Origin of the sequence: Mycobacterium sp. PO1 (assembly GCF_017312405.1) — a bacterium.
Taxonomy (GTDB): domain Bacteria; phylum Actinomycetota; class Actinomycetes; order Mycobacteriales; family Mycobacteriaceae; genus Mycobacterium.
Genome location: NZ_BLTG01000089.1, coordinates 1 through 19,969, shown reverse-complemented (window position 1 = coordinate 19,969; position 19,969 = coordinate 1). Strand labels below are relative to the sequence as shown.

The window sequence follows — 19,969 nt, the reverse complement described above, 5'->3', positions numbered from 1 at the left end:
GACCACACCGCAGGCTGCGATGATGCTGCGGTGACCAGCCAGGGGGCGGGACATCAACCGCAACACCAGGCGGTCACCGATTTCGTGGCAGCCGTGCAACGTGGTCCTGCCGCACTGGTTTTCGACGGCGAGGCCGGTATCGGCAAAACAACCGCCTGGCTGGCCGCCATCACCGCGGTCCGGCAGAGCGATTTCCGGGTTCTGACGGCACGTGTCGGTCAGGCCGAGTCAGTGCTGGCCTACGCGGCGGTGGCGGACCTGCTCGCCGACGTGGACGCCGACGTGATCGCCCAGCTGCCCGACCTGCAGCGGCTCGCGCTCGACCGGGTGCTGTTCCGCGCCGGGGGCGACGGGCCCGTGACCGACCAGCGGGTGACCGCGGCCGCGTTCGCCACACTCGTCGAGGCGGCGGCCGCGAGCGCGCCGACCATCCTGGCCATCGACGACACCCAGTGGCTGGACCCGTCGAGCAGGGCGGTGCTGGCATTCGCCACCCGCCGGCTACGGGGCCGTGTCGGCGTGCTGGCCACCGAGCGCCGCGACACCGACGGGCTGACCGCCACGGCATGGCTGGATCTGTCGCTGCCCGACGATGTGACGCGGATGCGCTTGCAGCCGTTGTCGATCGGCGCGTTGCACAGCGTGCTGGTTGACCGGTTCGGGCACGGCTTCCCGCGCGCCGAACTGGTCCGTATCGCCGAGATCAGTGGCGGCAATCCGTTCTATGCGATCGAGCTCGCGCGCGTGCTCGACGGCAGAAGGGAGCCGTCCGCCCAACCCGCGCTGCCCCCCACACTGGCCGAGGTGGTGCGCGAGCGGACCGGCCGCTACCGCGGCGACACCGCCGAGGTGCTCCTGATGTTGTCCTGCGTGTCGGCCGCGACGGTGGACCTGCTGGCCCGGGCGGCCGGTGCCACGGCCGGGCGCATCGTCGAGCTGCTGGAGGACGTCGAAACCGACGGTGTGGTCGCCATCGACGGCAACCGCGTCGGGTTCACCCATCCGCTGCTGGCCCGCGGCACCTACGCCGAGGCCACGGCGGCCCGGCGGCGTGCGGCGCACCGCGCCCTGGCCGCTGTCGAGCAGGCACCGGAGCTGCGCGCCCGCCACCTTGCGCTGGCCGCCACCACGTCCGACGAGGCCACCCTGGCGGCTCTCGACGCGGCCGCGCAGAGCGCCCGCGAGCGTGGCGCCCCGGCGGCCGCGGCCGAGCTGCTCGAGCTCGCGATCGGGTTGGGCGGGGACAAGCCGATGCGCCGGGTGCGCGCCGCCGGCGACCATTTCCAGGCCGGTGACGCTGCCCGCGCCCGCGTGCTGCTCGACGAGGTGCTCGAGCAGCTGCGGCCCGGGTGGCTGCGCGCGATCGCGTTGAATCTGCTTGCCGCGGTGCACATCTACGACAACCACTTCACCCGCGCGGCCGAGCTGCTCAACCAGGCCGCCGAGGACGCCGCCGACGCACCGCCGGTGTTGGTGCAGACGCTGATGTCGCTGACGTTCGCGCGGGGCATGGGCGCCTTCGCCGACGGGACCGACGACACCGGGTGGGTGGAGGAGATGATGGCCACCGCGCGCCGCGCCGTGTCGGTCGCCGAAGAACTCGGGATGCCGTCGCTGATTTCGCAGGCGCAGACGATGTGGGTGCACACGGCGTTCATCCACGGCCACGGCGTCGACGAGCAGGCGCTGCAGCGCGCACTGGCCCTCGAGGAACCCGACGACGACGTGCCCTCACCGTCGCGGGCCGGCTTCGTGCAGGCGCTGCTCTCGGCCTGGACCGGCGACCTGGACGCCGCGCGCACGCAGATCGACGCCGTCCGCCGGCACTGCCTGCAGCGCGGTGACGACCGGAACATGATGGCGGTCGAGTCCTACAGCGCGTTGATCGCGCTGTGGAGCGGGGATCTGGGGCAGGCCGCGCTGCAGGCCGAGGAGGCGGTGCACCGGGCCCAGCAGCTCGGCGGCGAACACGTCGACGTCATCCCGTTGACGGTGCGTGCCGCGGTGGCCGCCTACCGGGGGCAGCAGGCGGTGGCCGAAGCGGATTGCGCCGCCGTGCTGGAAGCCGTGCAGAAGTCGGGTTCGGTGCGGATGGCCGACTGGGCGCTCATGACGGCCGGGTTCCTCGCGGTGTCCCGCCGCGACTTCGACGCCGCGATCGAGGCGCTGCAACCCCTGGTCGATCGGTTGCCACGGGTCCCGGGCATCGAGCTGATGCAGGGCTGGTTCCTGCCGGACGCCGCCGAGGCGTTGGTGTCGCTGAACCGCCTCGACGAGGCCGAGCAGCTCTGCGCACTGCTGCTGTCCCAGGGCCAGCGGTTCGACCGGGCCTGGATGTTGGCCGCCGGCAACCGGTGCCGCGCGATGGTCCTGGCCGCGCGGGGGTCGCTGGATGACGCGCTGGATTCCGCGCGGGCAGCGATGGCCGCCCACGATCGCGTGCCGATGCCGTTCGAACGGGCCCGCACGCAGCTGCTGCTGGGGCAGCTGCAGCGACGACAGAAGGCCAAGGAGTCGGCGTCGGCGACGCTGGCCGAGGCGCTGGCCTGCTTCGAGGCCATGGGTGCGCAGCTGTGGGCCGAGCGGGTGCGCCACGAGCTGGCCCGAACCAACGTCAGACGGTCCGGGGCGGCGCAGCTGTCGCCGACCGAGCAGCGGGTCGCCGAGCTGGCGGCCACCGGGATGACCAACCGCGACATCGCGTCGGCGTTGTTCATCAGCCCGAAGACGGTGGAGTCCAACCTCAGTCGGGTGTACCGCAAGCTGGGCATCCGCTCCCGCGCCGAGCTCGGCCGCCGCATCGACGACGTCCGCTGACGCGCCGAGGGTTCGATCAGCAGCGTATCGGTTCCTCGACGGCGGTGAGACATCCAGCTGCACATTCCACTATTGACATGTCACGATTGGGATGCAAGGGTCGATCTGACGAAACAAGGGGATGTGCTCATGCCGACACTTCCGTGGACGCAACCGAAGAGATCCGCGTCGCTACGCGACGAGGTGGTGGTGATGGCCTCTCGCTTCCAGTTGGGCCGATGGCGCGACGTCATCCCGTTCCTGTTGGCGGCCTTGCAGATTCGCCGGCAGATGCTCAGGTCGCCGGGAGTTGTCGGCGTTTCGTTGATCGCCAAGCCATTCGCCAAGACCTTCTACACTCTCTCGGCGTGGAACGACCGCGACGCGCTCGACTCAGCTGTGGCGCAGCAGCCTCACCTGGACGTCATGACGCGCTTCCGCACGCGGACCAAGGGATCTGTATTCGTCTTCTGGCCACTCGGCGGAACGCACCTCCCACCCCGCTGGGACGACGCGCGCAGCCGGCTCGACGAGGAAGCGCGAAGAGCAACCCCACGGTCACGGTCGAGGTAAACGAGCCGCGCGGTGACGGTCGAAGTGAGTCGTGGCCGCTGTGGCCTGAACAACCACCATCCCCGTCAGGCAGGCCCTCCGCCCCGCGTCAGGACCGCTGGCGCCCAGCGGGTTCGACCAGCATCGGCCGGTTCGACCGTCGGCGCAGCACCCGTAGCGCGGCGCGCGCCATCGCACTGGTCGGTTCCAGCGTGCCCGCGTCGGTCAGCCGGAACGGCGGCCGCGCCACGTCGCGGCCCAGTTTCCAGCGCAGCCGGTCGAGCTGGCGGAACGGCCACAGCACCCACGGCTCCTCGAGCGGGTGCACGTCACAGCGTGGCTGGTCGGAGCCGAGCGCGTCGAGGATGCCGTTGACGGCGGCCCGCGCGGCTTCGTTGGCACCCTCCATGGTGGCCAGGTCGGTGTGGGTGCGCACGAAATCGGCAGCGAGGAAAAGGTTTCCGATGGCGGTACCGGCGTCCGGGCGGTTCGCCCACGAGCCGGCGGTGTTGATCAGCAACGGTTCGGCGTTGGTGGCCTCACCGGGGTTGGGGAATTCGATCGCCGGGTCCAGGAACCACGTCACGACGTTGGACTCGGTCAGCGAGCCGTCGTCGATGTGGTCGACCAGCTGCGCCCACACCTCCTGCCTGATCTCGTCCTTGGTGCACGCTTTGGCGACCTTGCCGGTGACCCGCCCCGGCACATCCCACGCCGAGACGTCGACCGACAGGATGCCCTCGACCCGCCCGTCACCGCGCTGTTCCAGATCCACCGCCGGCCAGAACTGGCGCTGTGAGATCGCGGTCAGCGCCCATTCGGAGTCGATGAAGATGGCGTGGCCGTGCTCCAGCGGCACGTCGGTGTCCAGGTAGAACATCACGCCGGTCATCCAGTCCCAGCGCAGCCCGAACATGCGTGCCAGCGCCGGGTCGGCCGCCCGCATCGCCGGGGACACCAGCTCGCGCAGGCGCTCCACCGGCAGCGCGGCGAGGTAGTAGTCGGCGACGACCTCCTCGGGACCGTCGGCGGTGGTCACGGTGACGCCGGTCAGCCGGCGGCCCCGGCAGTGGATGCCCGAGACCTCGCAACCCGGCCGCAGCGTGACACCCAGGCCGCGCAGATGCTCGAGCCACGGATCGATCCACACTTCGCTGGTGGGTGCGTCGAGCACATTGTCGACGCGGCTGTTGAGTTGCAGCATGTCGTAGATCAGCTGGGACAGGATCGCCCCGCCGGTGCGCGCGGACATGTCCTCGGCCTTGGCCGCCACCAGCGTGCGGGTCATGCCGGTGGCCAGGAACTTCTGATAGGCCGGCGACTTACCCTCGGCGGCAACGAAATCCCACCAACTCATCGCCTCGAACTGACTCAGGCGGCGTTCGTCGCACGCGGTCATGAACGTCAGGATGCGGTCGACGAAGAACGCGAACTCCGGCAGCGGGACACCGGCGTCGAAGACGATCTCCCGCAGACCGCGCAACCCGATGACGAGCTCGTCGAACGAGCGGGGAATGCCCAGCGGGGTGACGATCTCAGAGCGCCCACCGCCCTGGGCCATCAGCACCTCACTGCACCGGGTGAGATGGTCGTACACGGTGGCGGTGCCGCTGGGGATGCGCTTCATGGTGTCGGTCACGTGGCGGTAGAAACCAGGGAAGAACCGGAAGCCGTGTTCGCCGGGCAGATCCACCCGTCCGTCGGTGCCCGACCCCGGCACCGGCATCGACCGCGCCTTCCCGCCGAACGCGTCGCGCGTCTCGTACACCGTCACGTCGAACCCGCGTTCGGCCAGCTCGTGTGCCGCGCTCAGTCCGCCGACGCCCCCACCCAGGACGGCCACTGTCGTCACCGAACAACCCTATCCAGGGTGGCGCGGCGCCGCTGACTGTGTTTGGGAACTGACGTGAGAGGTAATTCGTGCGCCGACAGTCAACATCCGTACAACAGACCTGGAGCAAACGTGATCATCCTGGGCATCATCCTTCTACTGATCGGCTACTTCACCAGCCTGTCGATCCTGACCACGATCGGCGGCATCCTCGTCGTCGTCGGTGTGGTGCTGTGGATCCTCGGCGCCATCGGCAAGCCGGTCGGTGGTCGAAAAGTCTGGTTCTGACCCAGCCGAGAATCCTCCGGTAGTCGCCCTTCTCGTCGGGTACACCCCGCATGAAGGAGGAGATGACGATTTCCGGAGCGCACCAACCACCTGAGAAGACCCTGCAGTGGGAGGTCGTGGCCGCCACACTGCTCGACCGCGGCGACCCCGCCCAAGGCGTCGAAGAGGTGATTGTGACCCGAGGCGCTGAGGAGGAGGCCCGTCGTGTCTTCGCCGACACGACGGGCCGGGCCGCCGAGGCCGGATACGACTTCGTGACGCTGCGGTGCGACGGCCGCGACGTCGAGAACTGGCCGCAGGCGACCGGCTGGACCGTCTGAGCGTGCGTCGCCGGCACAGCGCGAGGGCCGCGAACGTCTATCCCCAGGGCCGCGAACGTGCATTCCCTGTAGTGGCCAGGGAGTTTTCACTACCGAGGGAGCACTCTCGCGGACCCTGCTCCTTGAGACCGGTTCGACCCAGCGGGTTTGACCCGGCGTCGCCCGGTTATCCCAGTACCGCCAGGGCCGCGGCCCGCGCATCGGCGGCGCTGCCCGTCGCCAACACCGCCGCCGCCGCCTCGGAACACTGCTTCAGCGTGACCTGGGCGAGCTTGGCGCCCACCCCGCGCACCGCCGCCGCAGCCGCGGACAGCGACGTGACACCCATTCCCGTCAGCACGCAGGCCAGCAGCGGATCCGCGGCGGCCTCACCGCACACCCCCACCGGCTTACCGGCCGCCTGACCCGCGCGGATCGTCATGGCCACCAGCGCCAGCACGGCCGGCTGCCACGGGTCGGTCAGTGTGGCCAGATCGGCCGACATCCGGTCGGCGGCCATCGTGTACTGCGCCAGGTCGTTGGTGCCGATGGACAGGAAGTCGACGTGTTCGAGGATCTTCTCGGCCAGCAGCGCGGCCGCGGGCACCTCGATCATCACCCCCGGCGTCAGCCCCCGTTCCCGGCACTTGGCCGCGAACCGTTCCGCCTCGTCGGCGGTGGCGATCATCGGGGCCATCACCCACGGCTGGTTGCCGGTGCGTTCGGCCGCTTCGGCGATCGCGTCGAGCTGATGCGCGAGCAAGTTCGGGTTGTTCTCCGCGATGCGGATGCCGCGCACCCCGAGCGCCGGGTTGGCCTCGTCGGGGTGCCCGGCGAACTTCAGCGGCTTGTCCGATCCGGCGTCGAGGGTGCGCACCACGACCTTCTTGCCGTCGAATGCCTCGAGCACCTCGGCGTAGATGGTGGCCTGTTCGTCGACGGTCGGCTCGGTGTCGGTGTTGAGGAAGCACAGTTCGGTGCGGAACAGCCCGACGCCCTCGGCCGGGGTCTCTCGCGCTGAGCGCGCGGCCGCGCCGTCCTGCACGTTGGCCAGCACCGCGACGGCGTGCCCGTCGGCGGTGGCGCCCGGGCCGGACCAGCTCGCGGCCTCGGCGGCGGCCTGCTCCGCTGCGGCAACGGCATCGCGCGCCGCGGATTCCTCGGGCGCGACGGTGACGGTGCCCAGCGTGCCGTCGACCATGACCATCGTCCCGGAGGTGACGTCGTCGAGGCCGGTGACCGCGACGACACAGGGGATGCCGAGCTGGCGGGCGATGATGGCGGTGTGGCTGGTCGGCCCGCCCAGCGTGGTGGCCAGCGCGACGACGAGCGCCGGGTCCAGCCCGGCGGTGTCGGCCGGGGCGAGGTCTTCGGCGCACAGGATCGACGGTTCGTCGGGCACCGGCACGCCGGGTTCGGGCAGGCCTTTGAGCTGGGCGACGACGCGGGAGCGGATGTCGCGCAGGTCGGTGACCCGCTCGGCCATCAGCCCGCCCATCTTGGTGAACATCTCCACGAACTGGTCGATGGCGGCGTTGACCGCGCCGACCGCCGGCGCACCGTCTTTGATGCGCTTCTCCGCCGCGCCCAGCCAGCCGCGGTCCTGGGCCAGCGTGGCCGTCGCGGCCAGCACCTCCGAGGCGGCGCCGCTGGCGTTGCCGGCGCGTTCGCGCAGCCGGGTGGCCACGGTGGCGGCGGCGTCGGTGAAGCGCTGCACCTCCTCGGCCCGCTCCCCCTCGGCGAGCTCGGCGGTGGTGTCGGCGCTCAGATCGGGCGGGGCGCCGGGGCGGATCACGGGTGCGTACTGGACTCCGGCCACGACGGGCACCCCGTGCAGGACGGTGCCGGCCGCGCTCGGTGATGTAGGCGAAGACGTCGCAGTCATGTGAACCAGGTTACAAGAAACCGTTGACAAGTCAACACGTTCAGGAGTAAAACCAAAGATATCCACAGACAAACGGATCGATTACCACATAAACGGAGTCCCATGTACCCCGAGGAACGGCAGCAGGCGATCGCCTCGCTGGTGATGGCCAAGGGCCGCGCCTCGGTCACCGAGCTGGCGCAGGCCTACGACGTCACCACCGAGACCGTGCGCCGCGACCTCGCCGTGCTGGACAAGGCGGGCATCGTCCGGCGGGTGCACGGCGGCGCCGTGCCGGTCCGTGCGCTGCACCTGGTCGAGCCGGGCGTCGGGGAACGCGACGTCACCCGCGCCGAGTACAAGGACGCCATCGCGGCGGCCGCCGCCGAGTTCTTCCCGCTGTCCGGGGCGAGCGTGCTGCTCGACGCGGGCACCACCACCATGCGGATCGCCGCGCAGGTGCCCACCGACCGGTCACTGGTCGTGGTCACCAACTCGGTGCCGATCGCCGCGCGGCTGGCCACCATGCCGACCGTGGCGCTGCAGCTGCTGGGCGGACGGGTGCGCGGGGTCACGCAGGCCGCCGTCGGCGAGCAGGCGCTGCGCGTACTGGACACGCTGCGCGTCGACATCGCGTTCCTCGGCACCAACGGCATCAGCGTGCGTCACGGGCTGTCCACCCCCGACAGCGACGAGGCCGCCGTCAAACGGGCCATGGTGCGCGCCGCCAACTACGTCGTCGTCGCCGCCGACTCGTCGAAGGTGGGCCGCGAAGATCTCGTCAGCTTCGCCCCCATCTCGTGTGTGGACACCCTCATCACCGATCCCGAGATCAGCGCCGAGGCCAGCCGGGAGCTGACCGAACAGGGCGTCGAAGTCATCTGCGCAGGAGGAACTCCGTGATCGTCACCGTCACCCCCAACCCGAGCATCGACCGCACGGTCACGCTGCCCGCGCAGCTGACCCGCGGCGCCGTGCACCGGGTCACCTCGGTCACCAACCAGGCCGGCGGCAAGGGTGTCAACGTCGCCCGCGCGCTGACCCTGGCCGGCGTCGACACGCTGGCCGTGCTGCCCGCCGCGGCCAACGACCCGCTGATCACCGCGCTGCAGGCCATCGCCGTGCCGTTCCAGGTGGTCCCGACGCTGGAGCCGGCGCGCATCAACCTGACGATCACCGAACCCGACGGAACCACCACCAAGGTCAACGAGCCGGGCGCGACGCTGGACGCGGCGACGGTCACCGCGCTGACCGACGCCGTGCTGGCCGCCGCCGACGGCGCGGACTGGGTGGTGATGTCGGGGTCGCTGCCACCGGGGATGCCGGTCTCCTGGTACGGCGACGTCGTCGCCCAGCTCGCGGGACACCGCTGCCGCATCGCCGTCGACACCTCCGACGCGCCGCTGGCCGCGCTGTGCGAGTCGCTGGACCGCGGCGCCCCGGACCTGATCAAACCCAACGGCGAGGAGCTGGCCAGCGTGCTGGGCCTGCCCGCGGACTCACTGGAAGACGCTGTGGCCCAGGGTGATCCGGAACCCGTGGTGGCCGCCGCCCGCCAACTGATCGACCGCGGCATCGGCGCGGTGCTGGCCACGCTCGGCGCGGCCGGCGCGGTGCTCGTCGACCGCAACGGCGCCTGGCTGGCCACCCCACCGCCCATCACGCCGCGCAGCACCGTCGGCGCCGGTGATTCGTCGCTGGCCGGTTACGTGCGCGCCGAAGTCGGTGGCGCCGTCCCGCCGCAGCGGCTGCAGATGGCCGTCGCCTACGGCAGCGCCGCCGCCGCCCTGCCGGGCACCACGTTGCCCACCCCCGCCCAGGTCGATCTGAATGCCGTTCAGGTCGCGCCGATCTCACCGATTCCCGCCACCCGCTGACCCCGAGAGACGAGAGTAGTTCCCATGACCAGCTCCACCACCTCACCGCCGATCATCACCCGTGATCTGGTGCTGCTCGACACCGACGTCGAGGGCGACAAGCAGGCCGCGATCGCCAAGCTCGTCGGCGCGCTGGCCGCCGCCGGACGCACCTCCGACCCCGACGGCCTGATCGGCGCCGCGATGGCCCGCGAGGAGCAGTCGGCCACCGGGTTGCCCGGCGGCATCGCGATCCCGCACTGCCGCTCCCCCTACGTCGACACCCCGACCATCGGCTTCGCCCGGCTGTCCCCCAAGGTCGACTTCGGCGCCCCGGACGGCCCGGCTGATCTGGCATTCCTGATCGCCGCGCCCGAGTCGGGCGGCCAGGACCACATGAAGCTGCTGACCGCGCTGGCGCGGGCGCTGGTGCGCAAGGACTTCGTCGAGTCGCTGCGCAACGCCGGCAGCGCCGACGAGGTAGTCGAGCTGGTCGACGGGGTGGTGAACCCGAAGCCGGCGGCTGATGCCGCACCCGCTGCCGCCGACAAGCCCGCCGAGGAGAAGCGGGCCAAGCATCTGGTCGCGATCACCGCGTGCCCGACCGGCATCGCGCACACCTACATGGCCGCCGACGCGCTGGCCGCCGCGGCCAAGGAGGCCGGGGTCGAGCTGACCGTCGAGACGCAGGGCTCCTCGGGCAGCACCCCGCTGCCCGCCGACGTCATCGCGGGCGCCGACGCCGTCATCTTCGCCACCGACGTCGGCGTCAAGGACAAGGGCCGCTTCGCCGGCAAGCCCGTCGTGGCTTCCGGTGTCAAGCGCGCCATCAACGAGCCGGCCAAGATGGTCGCCGAAGCCGTTGCCGCCGCGGACAATCCGAACGCCGCCAAGGTCGAGGGCTCCGGCGCCGACGCCGGCACCGCAGGGGCGCCCGCCGGTAAGGTCGGCTGGGGCACCCGCACCCGCCAGATCCTGCTGACCGGTGTCAGCTACATGATTCCGTTCGTCGCCGCCGGCGGTCTGCTGATCGCGCTGGGCTTCCTGTTCGGCGGCTACGAGATCGCCGACACCGGCAACGACATCGCGCTGAACAACTCGCTGACCGATTTGCCCCCGGGTGGCTTCCTGCAGTACCTGGGCGCGGTGCTGTTCGCGCTCGGCGGACTGGCGTTCGGCTTCCTGGTGCCCGCGCTTGCCGGCTACATCTCGTTCGCGATCGCCGACCGGCCCGGTATCGCACCGGGTTTCACCGCCGGCGCGCTGGCGGTGTTCATCGGCGGCGGCTTCATCGGCGGCATCGTCGGCGGTGTGATCGCCGGTTTCGCGGCGCTGTGGATCAGCAATCTGAAGGTGCCGCAATGGTTCCGGGGTCTGATGCCGGTGGTGATCGTGCCGCTGTTCGCCTCGCTGGCCGTCGGTCTGATCATGTTCTTCTTCGTCGGCCGCCCGCTGGCCTGGGTCAACACCGGCCTCACCGACTGGCTCAACGGCCTGTCCGGCACGTCGGCGATCTTCCTGGGCATCATCCTCGGTCTGATGATGTGCTTCGACCTGGGCGGCCCGGTGAACAAGGCGGCCTACGCGTTCGCCACCGCCGGGCTGGCCGCCTCCACCACCGCCTCGTTCGAGATCATGGCCGCGGTGATGTCGGCGGGCATGGTGCCGCCGCTGGCGATGGCGTTGGCCACCGTGTTGCGGCCCAAGCTGTTCAGCGAGCCGGAGCGGGAGAACGGCCGCGCCGCCTGGCTGCTGGGTGCGTCGTTCATCTCCGAGGGCGCCATCCCGTTCGCCGCCGCCGACCCGCTGCGGGTGATCCCGTCGATGATGATCGGCGGCGCGGTCACCGGTGGTCTGTCGATGGCGTTCGGCGCCACCTCGCGCGCCCCGCACGGCGGCATCTTCGTGCTGTTCGCCATCGAGAACAAGATCGGCTTCGTCATCGCGATCCTGGCCGGCATGGCCGCCGCCGCGGCCTCGGTGATCGTCGCCAAGCAGTTCATCAAGCCCGCCGACAAGTCCGAGCCCGAACTCGTCAACGCCTGATCTACCCGACCTCGTTTCACCACCACACAGAGTTTCACCAACACAAAGGAGAATCCATGCCCAGCAAGAACGTCGTCGTCGGCTCGGCCATCGGCCTGCACGCCCGCCCCGCCGCGATCATCGCCGAGGCCGTCGTCAACGCCGGAGTGCCCGTGACCCTGTCGATGGATGGCGGTGAGCCCGTCGACGCCGGCTCGGCGTTGATGATCATGACGCTGGGCGCCGGCAAGGGCGCCGAAGTCACCGTGGAATCCGAGGACGAGGGCGCCATGAACACCGTCGCCGACCTGGTGGAGAAGGACCTCGACGCGTAGGAGGGAGTGCGGCAAGGGGTGGCCCACGGCGACTCTGCCACGGGCCGGACGGCCAGCTGAACATTCACGCTATTTGCGCTAGCGCGACTGGCCCATTTCGGGTTAGTCTCGTCACCATGGCTTCCCAGAAGGTGTCCAGCACCGAGGCCAAGAACCGGTTGAACGCGCTCTTGGCCGAAGTCGAGCGAACCGGGAAAACGGTGATCATCACCAACCATGGCCGCGAGGTCGCACACTTGGTTCCGGCTCATCCGTCGCCTAGGCGATTCGGCCAACTGCCGAGTCTCAAGGTCCCAGCAGACTTCGACGAGCCTCTACCAGAATCCGAACTCGCGTCGTGGGAAGGCGTCTTGACGACGTGAATGTGCTGTTGGACACGCACGTTCTGCTGTGGCTGATCAGCAAGCCCGCAACCCTCAGTTCCGCAGCACTCGACCAGCTGGCCGATCCGGCGACCTCGGTCTGGGTGAGTGCCGCCTCGGCCTGGGAAGTTTCCATCAAGACGCGTCGCCGGCTCGACGGCGCGACGTTGTTGGCGTCCTGGAATCGACAGCTGGAGGCCATGCGGGTCGCGGATCTCCCTATCGATTCCGAGGACGCTATCCTCGCCGGGAGACTTGCCTGGGATCACCGCGACCCGTTCGATCGGATGATCGTGGCGCAAGCCCTCCGACGAAATCTCACCGTCGCCACGCGCGATGCGAAGATCCGTGCCGCTGCGCTGACGCCGACGTTGGAGATGTGACTGCGCCTCCACCGACGGGCCGGTCGCCGGGGTAGCCGTGCACCCGGCACAGAAAGCGGAACGACCCCCCGCGCGGGCCCCATAAGATTTCCTGGTGCCCACGCCACGTACCCTCGACACCAGTTTCAATGCCACCCGCGGCTGGGTGGCGAGTTTGCTGGTGGCGCACCAGAGCAATGGGCGCCGGTCGGGTGAATCGGGGGGTGACGCCGCGTGCGCCGAATAGGTGCGCTGGTCGCCGCAGTGGCGATGGTCCTGTTGCTGGCTCCACCCGCGGGCGCGATCGAGCCGCCCGTCATCGATGCCGGGGCGGTACCACCTGACGAGACCGGCCCGGATCAGCCCATGGAGCAACGCCGCATCTGTGCGGCTCCGACCGTGTTCCCGGACTCGAACTTCGCCGACCAGCCGTGGGCCAGTGACTACCTGAGACTGGCTGAGGCGCAGAAGTTCGCCACCGGCGCCGGCGTCACCGTTGCGGTGATCGATACCGGGGTGAACGGCTCGCCGCGGGTACCGGCCGAACCCGGCGGCGACTTCGTCGACGCAGCCGGAACCGGCATGTCGGACTGCGACGCACATGGCACGTTGACGGCATCGGTCATCGCGGGACGCCCGGCCCCGGCCGATGCCTTCGTCGGCGTCGCGCCGGACGCGCGCATCCTGTCGCTGCGCCAGACCTCTGACAGCTTCTCGCCCGTCGGCGCGCGCACCGACCCCAACAATCCCAACACCACCCAGACGGCGGGCTCTCTGCGCAGCCTGGCCCGCGCCATCGTCCACGCTGCCAACCTGGGTGCACAGGTCATCAACATCAGCGAAGCGGCGTGTTACAAGCCGACCCGGCGCATCGACGAGCGGGCGGTCGGCGCGGCGATCAACTTCGCCGTCAACGTCAAGGGGGCGGTGGTCGTCGCCGCGGCGGGCAACACCGGTGGCGACTGCACGCAGAACCCGCCACCCGATCCGGCCGTCCCCGCCGACCCGCGGGGCTGGCAGCAGGTGCAGTTGATCGTCTCGCCGGCCTGGTATTCACCGCTCGTGTTGAGCGTCGGGGCGATCGCCCCCAACGGCCAGCCCAGCGGATTCTCGATGCACGGCCCGTGGGTGGGGGCCGCCGCGCCGGGCGAGAACCTGGTGGCCCTCGGCTACGACGGCAATCCGGTGAACGCGCTGCAGGGGGAGGACGGCCCCATCCCGATCAGCGGCACCTCCTTCTCGGCGGCCTATGTCTCGGGGCTGGCAGCGTTGCTGCGGCAGCGGTTCCCCGACTACACCCCGGCGCAGATCATCAACCGCATCACCGCCACCGCGCGTCATCCCGGAGGCGGGGTGAACAACGTGGTGGGCGCCGGCGTGATCGATCCGGTGGCGGCGCTCACCTGGGATGTCCCGGCTGGGCCGGAGCGGATTCCATACCAGGTCAACGAAGTTCCGCCGCCGGCCTATGTGCCACCGCCGGACCGCGCTCCCATCACCTGGGTGGTCGTCGTGGGTGGTGGGGTGGCTCTGGCGCTGGGGGTCGGGGCGTTGGCACGACGGGCGTTGAGGCGCCGATGAACCGGTTCCTGGCTCTGTTCGGGTTGCGCTTCACCACTGGCCACGCGCTGTGGGCGGCCGTGCTGATCCCGGCGTGTGTGCTGGTGTTCGCCGAGATGGACATGCTGTGGCTGGGCATCACGCTGGCGGTCATCATCGGACTGGCGGCGGTGGTCACGGTCCGCGGACGTCGACTCACCGGCTGGGTGGCGGCACTGTTCGCGTGGCGGCGCCGGCACCGCCAACCCCCGGCAACCCCGTCGGAGCCCGCCGTCGGGGCGACGGTCGTCCCCGGCGATCACGTGGCGTTGCGCTGGCAGGGTGATCACCTGGTGTCGGCCATCGAGCTGATTCCGCGGCCCTTCACCCCCACGGTGATCGTCAACGGCGAGGCGTTCACCGACGACGTCGTGCACACCCGGTTCGTCGAGGAGTTGCTCAGCGCCTACTGCCCGGACCTGGAAGCCGACGTGGTGTCGTCCGGCTATCGCGTCGGGAAGACCGCGCCCGCAGCGTTGGTGGCGCTCTACGAGCAGGTCGTGGGCCCCTACCCGGCTCCGGCCAACCGTCGCACCTGGATCGTGCTGCGTGCCGATCCGGAGCGGACTCGCAGGTCGGCGTTGCGCCGCGACGCCGGGTTGTCGGGGTTGGCGCAGTACCTGGTCGCGTCGACGACACGCATCGCCGACCATCTGGCCAGCCACGGCGTCGACGCGCGGCCAGCGCGGAGCTTCGACGACTACGACCGGGCCACCGAGATCAGTTTCGAACGCGAGACATGGTCGATGATCAAGGGGCGCAGCACGTTCACCGCAGCCTATGTCGCGCCGGGCGGTCCCGATGTGTGGTGGTCAGCGCGCGCCGACCACACGTTGACGCGAGTGCGCGTCGCTCCCGGTGCAGCACCCACCGCGACGGTCCTGTTGACGACGCTGTCCAATCCGTCGACCCCGCGCGGGTTTTCGTGCCTTTACGGCGGACAACGCGCGGCGCTGCTCGGCGGGAGCCCCGTGACCGATCGGCACTACGAGTTGCCGGTGGGCTCGGCCGGCGTGCTCGTCGGAGAGACCGCCGACCGCTACCCGGTGTACATGCCGTTCGACGACGTCGACGTCAGCATCAACCTCGGTGATGCGCGGTTGTTCACGCAGTTCGTCGTGCGCAGCGCGGCGGCCGGTGCGGTCGTCACGCTGGCACCGCAGTTCCGCGAGTTCGCCGGCTACATCAACGCACGGGTCGGCCAGGTGCCCAAGGTGGTCTGGCCGCACTCCACCACCTATCTCGGGGCGCATGCCGGGGTGGGGCAGGTGATGTTGCGGCAGAACTACATCGCCACACCGCGGCACAAACAGCTGCCGATCCGGCTGATCAATCCGCGTGAGGAGAGCCGCTACCAAATGGTCTTGGAGAGCTGAGGACTCGTGAGGTCGGGGGACGCACATGAGTGGTGAGGAACTGCAGGTCGATCCGCACGATCTGCACGGCAAGGCCGCCCAGATTGACGCGCTGTCGTGGCCGAGCCAGGCCGCGCAGCCGCCGCTGATATCGGCTGATGCACTTGTCATCGCCAGCGTTGCCGTGACGAACCTGCAAGTCAACGCCGACGGCCTGTGGGCCCGGCAGGCGTACGGCCAGAGGGAAGGTGAGCGGTTGGCGCAGACGTTGCGCAATGTCGGCGACGCCTACGCCCAGATCGATGAGATGTCCGGTGAGGACATCGACAGTACGATCGGCGGCCCCGCTCCGGCCGGTCCCGGTGCGACGGTCTACCCGAAGCCCGTGGACATCCCGGCACTGCCGTCGCCTGAGGCGATGCCGATCCCCAAGGGGCAGCTGGCCTCTGATCAGGGGTTCATGGACGTCAGCGCGGCCGAGGTCGCACTGGACGCCGGCGACGACGGCGAGTCGTTGCGTGCGGCGGCAGCAATGTGGCGGGCCAACGGGCAGTCGCTGGCGACGTCGGCAGAGGCGTTCGAGGTGAACAGCCTTGACTGGGAGGGGGAGGCCGCCGACGCGGCCTACGGGAAGTTCAACGCCTACCGGGACTGGTTGGTCAGCCTCGCCGAATCGTGGAAGGACCTGGCCGACGAGGCCGACCGGATCGCCTCTGAGCACGACAAGGCCCGCGCCGCGCACCAGCCGATCGCCGAGGAGTACAAGCGGCTCGAAGAGCAGACCATGGGCAAGCCGCTGACCCCGCAAATGATGGCGAACCTCGAGCGCATGGCCGAGCTTCAAGCGTCGTCCGAGGAGATCCGGACCTCGTATGCGGCCGGTGCTCAGACCCGTCAGGTCGAGCCGGATGACCCGCCGAGCCCGGTGGTGTCCGGAACCCCGGTGACCGCGGAGGATCACCGACGTGCCAGACGGCCCGCCCCGGATGCCGCTGATGCGCGCCAGGCGGGTGCCGGCGCCGGTGGTGGGCAGCCCGGCGGCGCCGGGCAGGCGCCACCCGAGGGGATGCCGCAGGAAGCCCCGGTGTCGCCGATGTCCGCGGCCGAGCAGGCCGGTCAGGCCGCGTCGCAGGGCGCCCCCCAAGGAGGAGGGTCGCCAGGCGGTGGGCAGGGCGGCTCGCCCGGTGGGGCTCCCAGCGGGGGCGCGTCGAGCGGAGCGCCCTCAGGAATGCCGGGGCTGGGCAAGGGAGATCCGAAGCTGCCCACCGATCCGAGCCTGCGGCCTGCCGCGGCTGGCGGTGGCGGCTCTGGTGGCGGAGCAGGCGGCGGTGGGATGCCGTCGTCTCCGCTGCAGCCGGCGGTGGGTGCCGAGACAGTCGCCCCGACGCCGGTCACTGCGGCGGGTTCCTCGACAACAGCGCCCGGCGGATCGTCAGGCGGTGGGACGGCCGGCGGCGGCATGGGGGGTATGGCTCCGATGATGGGCGGGGCGCGCGGCGGCGAGAGCGGTGACAAAAAGCGCAACCCTCAATTGTCGGAGGATGAAGAGATCTACACCGAGGAGCGGCCGCACACCGAGCCGGTGATCGGGCATCGGCCGCGACGCCGCGGACCGGATGAGTCGAAGAGGGAGTCGCAATGACCGACGACATGCACCCCGAGGTGGCGGCTGTGTTGCGGCAGGCGAAGCGGCTGCAGTCGTTGATGGACGAGCAGCTGGACAAGATGGCCAACGAGACTTTCACCGCCTCGGATGAGACCGAGACCGTCGAGGTGACGCTGAACGGGCACCATCTGCTCACCGATGTGTACATCCAGGATGGACTGCTGCGCCTCGGGGCCGAAGTCGTCGAGCAGCGGGTGAACGAAGCCCTGCAGAAGGCCAACGAGGCTGCGTCTGCCTCGATCGATGCCGATCGGGAGCGCATCGACGCGGTAGTCGCCGAGATCACGGCGGAAATGCCGGGCGGGTCGTAGGGGCCTCTCGCGCCAAATCGGTGTCTCAGGTGGTCTCGAGCCTCTCGTAAGCTGGTTTGAGCCATGCCGCGCGTGCTCCGTGCGGTGGATCTGGGAGGAATGGGATGGTCAGGCGTGACGGGAGGCAGTTCGGGTGACGATGCCGCCTTCGGGTCCATGGCCGCCACCGCCGCCCGGGCCTGGTCAGCAGCCTCCCGCATGGGGCCCGCAGCCTCCGTGGGAACCGCCGCCGAATGGCCGCGGAAACCGGGCGAAGTGGATTCTCGGCGGGATCGCGCTGGTGGTCGTCATCGGTCTGACCGTCGTCGCGACGTTGCTGGTGACAAGGGACGGTTCTGGTTCTGGTGAGCCCACCGCGTCGGCGCCGCCGAGCACTTCAGCAGACACGTCGGACATCGCCAGTGCTGCTGATCGGGGGCCAGTCGGGATCATCACTGAGGACCCGACGTGTGCAGCCTGGGGGCCGATCGTGCAGAAACTGTCGGAAGAACAGGATAAGGGTTGGCGACAAATTGACCGATCCGTACCAGCCTCTGACTGGACGTCTTCGCAGCGAGTAATTTTCGAGAAAGCCGCGACCGACATGGCTGCAGCGGCTGATCAAGCCGAGGCCTTAGTAGCCCGGACGCCGCACCGTGTAATGAGGGAATTATATTCTCAGACAATTTCCTACTGGCGGGCATACGCGGCCGCGATCGGTGAGTACGGCCCCAACGACGATCATCTTGCGACCGCTGCAAGCGGTTTATCGAATTCCGTGAACTGGATTTGTGGGGCAATCGCTTACGGCTCGGCATTAGCTCGGAGTCAACTACTGCCACCTGGCATGCCACCTCAAGAAGTGGCTCTGCCTGAACTTGCTTCAAATCCCGCGCGCTTCCTAGGTGAGGAGGATGCCTCAGCCTGTGGGCAGTGGCAAAATATGGTTTCTGATTACCGCCTCGCGACTTCGGAATGGATGCAGAAGTCGGATCCCGCCCTCCCTTCGAGTCAGTGGTCCCCCGAGCAGCAAACGTTGTTCGCCAACATGGTGACGGTTATGAGCGAGAACGCCAGCACCATGCAACAGATTGCGCTACCAACCAAAAATTCTATCTGGATTGATTTTGCCGCGCTCGCGGCGACCTACCGCCGAGCTTACGTGCAAGCCATCCCGACGTATATGCCGGCGGACAATTACTTAGACAGCGCGGCAACTGAACTAATGGTCGCTATTGACGAAGCTTGCCAAGCAACCGGAGTCTGAAGGGTGGGAATCCAGAAACTAGAGGTCGAGTTCGTCGATGCGATGACTGCTGGAGGCGGCTGGCCAGACACCGACGAGTCCACACTGTTTGCGCGCGCGCAACAGCTCCAGCTGCTACGTAATGAAATTGCGTCGGTTACTAATGCGTGGAATGGCCAGTATGCGCGTGTGTTTGAGGGCGGGATATGGTCGGGCGGCGCCGCAGATGCAGGCGGCGTATCGATTGTATCTCGCTTAAGCGCGATGAAGAATCTTGACGAACATTTGGCTAAAGGATTTGCGTACTACAACTGGGTTGCGATGATCGTCGAAAACACCAAATTGTCAATTAACGCGAGCCTTGGAGCTGCTGAAGTCGAGTTCAACCGAATTCGAGGGGATTCGTCAGTCAACCAACAAGAAGAAATTATGAACGAAGTCGGTAGGCGAAGAGATAGCCACCGGCAGATCGTCTCCGGCGCGCGTGGACAGGTACCGCAGTTTGGACAATGGAACCCCCCAACGAGCTCGATACCTCCGGCTATTCCGGCTCAGAATCCGCCTGGAACCGGGGGCGCTCCGCAGACGATGCCGAACCCAACGTTCAAGCCCGTCTCCCCTGCCTCAGCGTCTAATCGTCTCGATGGTTTCGTCCGGCAGCCGCCGCCGACCCCTAGCACTGCAACTGCCCTACCTGCCGAAAGTTCTAATCCCTCACCCGTTCCCCCAACGGTGGGTGATGTTCCTGCTTCCGGCGCAACGGCTTCTGCAGCGCCTACCACCGCGTCCGGAGGGACGGCTCCGACAACCACGCCTGCGCAGCTAGGCGCAACGAGCGGGACTTCTAATAGTGCACCCCAATCTCCCAACAGCCCGGCAGTCGGAGGTCCTAACTCTCCGGCTTCCCCCACTGCGGTCGGGCCTGTCCAATCGAGTCCAACGGCAACCGAAGCGTCGAAGGGAGCTTCTTCTTCGTCTACTAATAGGGCGTCCACGTTGGCCACGCAAAGTCCGTCCACACCGCTTTCCACTGCGGCCCCCGCGAATTCACCCTCTCCATCAACAGCGCCAACGAATTCTTCAGCGTCTGCGGTGACACCCGCAAGTCCCTCGTCTTCAAATGCAAGTGGCGCTGCCTCCGGCGCCGCGCCGAGCGGCGCGGCTCCGGTCGGCGCCGCTCCCGTGGGCGGGTCTACGGCTGCTCCTCCCCCGGTTCCTCTGGGCCCCCCAACAACTCCTGCCC

At 69.0% G+C, this 19,969-nt stretch carries 17 protein-coding genes; 15 read left to right on the top strand and 2 right to left on the bottom strand.

Annotated features, from left to right (window positions below; all coding sequences use genetic code 11):
* Positions 1 to 30 precede the first annotated feature (30 nt).
* Both J3476_RS24025 and J3476_RS24020 read left to right on the top strand, forming a co-directional pair.
* The gene (locus J3476_RS24025) at positions 31 to 2,817 is read left to right on the top strand and encodes a LuxR family transcriptional regulator (RefSeq protein ID WP_286183632.1); all 2,787 of its coding nucleotides are present in this window, start codon (positions 31 to 33) and stop codon (positions 2,815 to 2,817) included.
* 129 nt (positions 2,818 to 2,946) lie between these two features.
* Entirely contained in the window at positions 2,947 to 3,369 is a 423-nt protein-coding gene (locus tag J3476_RS24020) for a hypothetical protein (protein WP_207068830.1), read from the top strand.
* Between the two features lie 88 nt (positions 3,370 to 3,457).
* Here J3476_RS24020 and J3476_RS24015 read toward each other — a convergent pair whose 3' ends face one another.
* Positions 3,458 to 5,200 (bottom strand): FAD-dependent oxidoreductase, encoded by a 1,743-nt coding sequence (locus tag J3476_RS24015; protein WP_207068829.1) that lies wholly within the window; start codon positions 5,198 to 5,200, stop codon positions 3,458 to 3,460.
* A 111-nt stretch (positions 5,201 to 5,311) separates the two neighbouring features.
* Between J3476_RS24015 and J3476_RS24010 the strand changes: the two genes are divergently transcribed.
* Together J3476_RS24010 and J3476_RS24005 are read left to right on the top strand one after the other, a co-directional pair.
* Positions 5,312 to 5,467 carry a hypothetical protein gene (locus J3476_RS24010; protein ID WP_207068828.1) on the top strand — a complete coding sequence of 52 codons (156 nt, stop codon included), beginning with the start codon at positions 5,312 to 5,314 and terminating at the stop codon, positions 5,465 to 5,467.
* A gap of 62 nt (positions 5,468 to 5,529) precedes the next feature.
* The gene (locus tag J3476_RS24005) at positions 5,530 to 5,787 is read left to right on the top strand and encodes a hypothetical protein (RefSeq protein WP_207068827.1); all 258 of its coding nucleotides are present in this window, start codon (positions 5,530 to 5,532) and stop codon (positions 5,785 to 5,787) included.
* Between the two features lie 166 nt (positions 5,788 to 5,953).
* On the opposite strand, the gene ptsP is transcribed toward J3476_RS24005, so the two are convergent.
* Positions 5,954 to 7,651, bottom strand: a complete 1,698-nt coding sequence (ptsP, locus tag J3476_RS24000) for a phosphoenolpyruvate--protein phosphotransferase (protein WP_207068826.1) — start codon at positions 7,649 to 7,651, stop codon at positions 5,954 to 5,956.
* Between the two features lie 102 nt (positions 7,652 to 7,753).
* On the opposite strand from ptsP, the gene J3476_RS23995 reads away from it, so the two are divergent.
* The 11 genes from J3476_RS23995 (at position 7,754) to J3476_RS23945 (ending at position 18,747) form a co-directional block, all read left to right on the top strand.
* Positions 7,754 to 8,533 (top strand): DeoR/GlpR family DNA-binding transcription regulator, encoded by a 780-nt coding sequence (locus J3476_RS23995; protein ID WP_207068825.1) that lies wholly within the window; start codon positions 7,754 to 7,756, stop codon positions 8,531 to 8,533.
* Entirely contained in the window at positions 8,530 to 9,507 is a 978-nt protein-coding gene (locus J3476_RS23990; RefSeq protein WP_207068824.1) for a 1-phosphofructokinase family hexose kinase, read from the top strand. Before J3476_RS23995 ends, J3476_RS23990 begins: the two co-directional genes overlap by 4 nt.
* Positions 9,508 to 9,531: 24 nt before the next feature.
* Positions 9,532 to 11,532, top strand: a complete 2,001-nt coding sequence (locus tag J3476_RS23985; RefSeq protein WP_207068823.1) for a fructose-specific PTS transporter subunit EIIC — start codon at positions 9,532 to 9,534, stop codon at positions 11,530 to 11,532.
* 56 nt (positions 11,533 to 11,588) lie between these two features.
* A complete protein-coding gene (locus tag J3476_RS23980; RefSeq protein ID WP_152514905.1) occupies positions 11,589 to 11,846 on the top strand; it encodes an HPr family phosphocarrier protein in 258 nt (85 codons plus the stop codon).
* A gap of 116 nt (positions 11,847 to 11,962) precedes the next feature.
* Entirely contained in the window at positions 11,963 to 12,208 is a 246-nt protein-coding gene (locus tag J3476_RS23975; protein ID WP_207068822.1) for a type II toxin-antitoxin system Phd/YefM family antitoxin, read from the top strand.
* A complete protein-coding gene (locus J3476_RS23970; RefSeq protein WP_207068821.1) occupies positions 12,205 to 12,591 on the top strand; it encodes a type II toxin-antitoxin system VapC family toxin in 387 nt (128 codons plus the stop codon). Before J3476_RS23975 ends, J3476_RS23970 begins: the two co-directional genes overlap by 4 nt.
* 213 nt (positions 12,592 to 12,804) lie before the next feature.
* Complete coding sequence (mycP, locus tag J3476_RS23965; RefSeq protein WP_286183628.1) at positions 12,805 to 14,151, top strand: type VII secretion-associated serine protease mycosin; 1,347 nt, start codon at positions 12,805 to 12,807, stop codon at positions 14,149 to 14,151.
* Positions 14,148 to 15,545 (top strand): type VII secretion protein EccE, encoded by a 1,398-nt coding sequence (eccE, locus tag J3476_RS23960; RefSeq protein WP_207068820.1) that lies wholly within the window; start codon positions 14,148 to 14,150, stop codon positions 15,543 to 15,545. Before mycP ends, eccE begins: the two co-directional genes overlap by 4 nt.
* A 25-nt stretch (positions 15,546 to 15,570) precedes the next feature.
* Positions 15,571 to 17,166 carry an ESX-1 secretion-associated protein gene (locus J3476_RS23955; protein WP_207068819.1) on the top strand — a complete coding sequence of 532 codons (1,596 nt, stop codon included), beginning with the start codon at positions 15,571 to 15,573 and terminating at the stop codon, positions 17,164 to 17,166.
* Positions 17,163 to 17,501 carry a YbaB/EbfC family nucleoid-associated protein gene (locus J3476_RS23950; protein ID WP_207068818.1) on the top strand — a complete coding sequence of 113 codons (339 nt, stop codon included), beginning with the start codon at positions 17,163 to 17,165 and terminating at the stop codon, positions 17,499 to 17,501. Before J3476_RS23955 ends, J3476_RS23950 begins: the two co-directional genes overlap by 4 nt.
* A 280-nt stretch (positions 17,502 to 17,781) precedes the next feature.
* Positions 17,782 to 18,747, top strand: a complete 966-nt coding sequence (locus J3476_RS23945; RefSeq protein ID WP_207068817.1) for a hypothetical protein — start codon at positions 17,782 to 17,784, stop codon at positions 18,745 to 18,747.
* Positions 18,748 to 19,969: the final 1,222 nt, after the last annotated feature.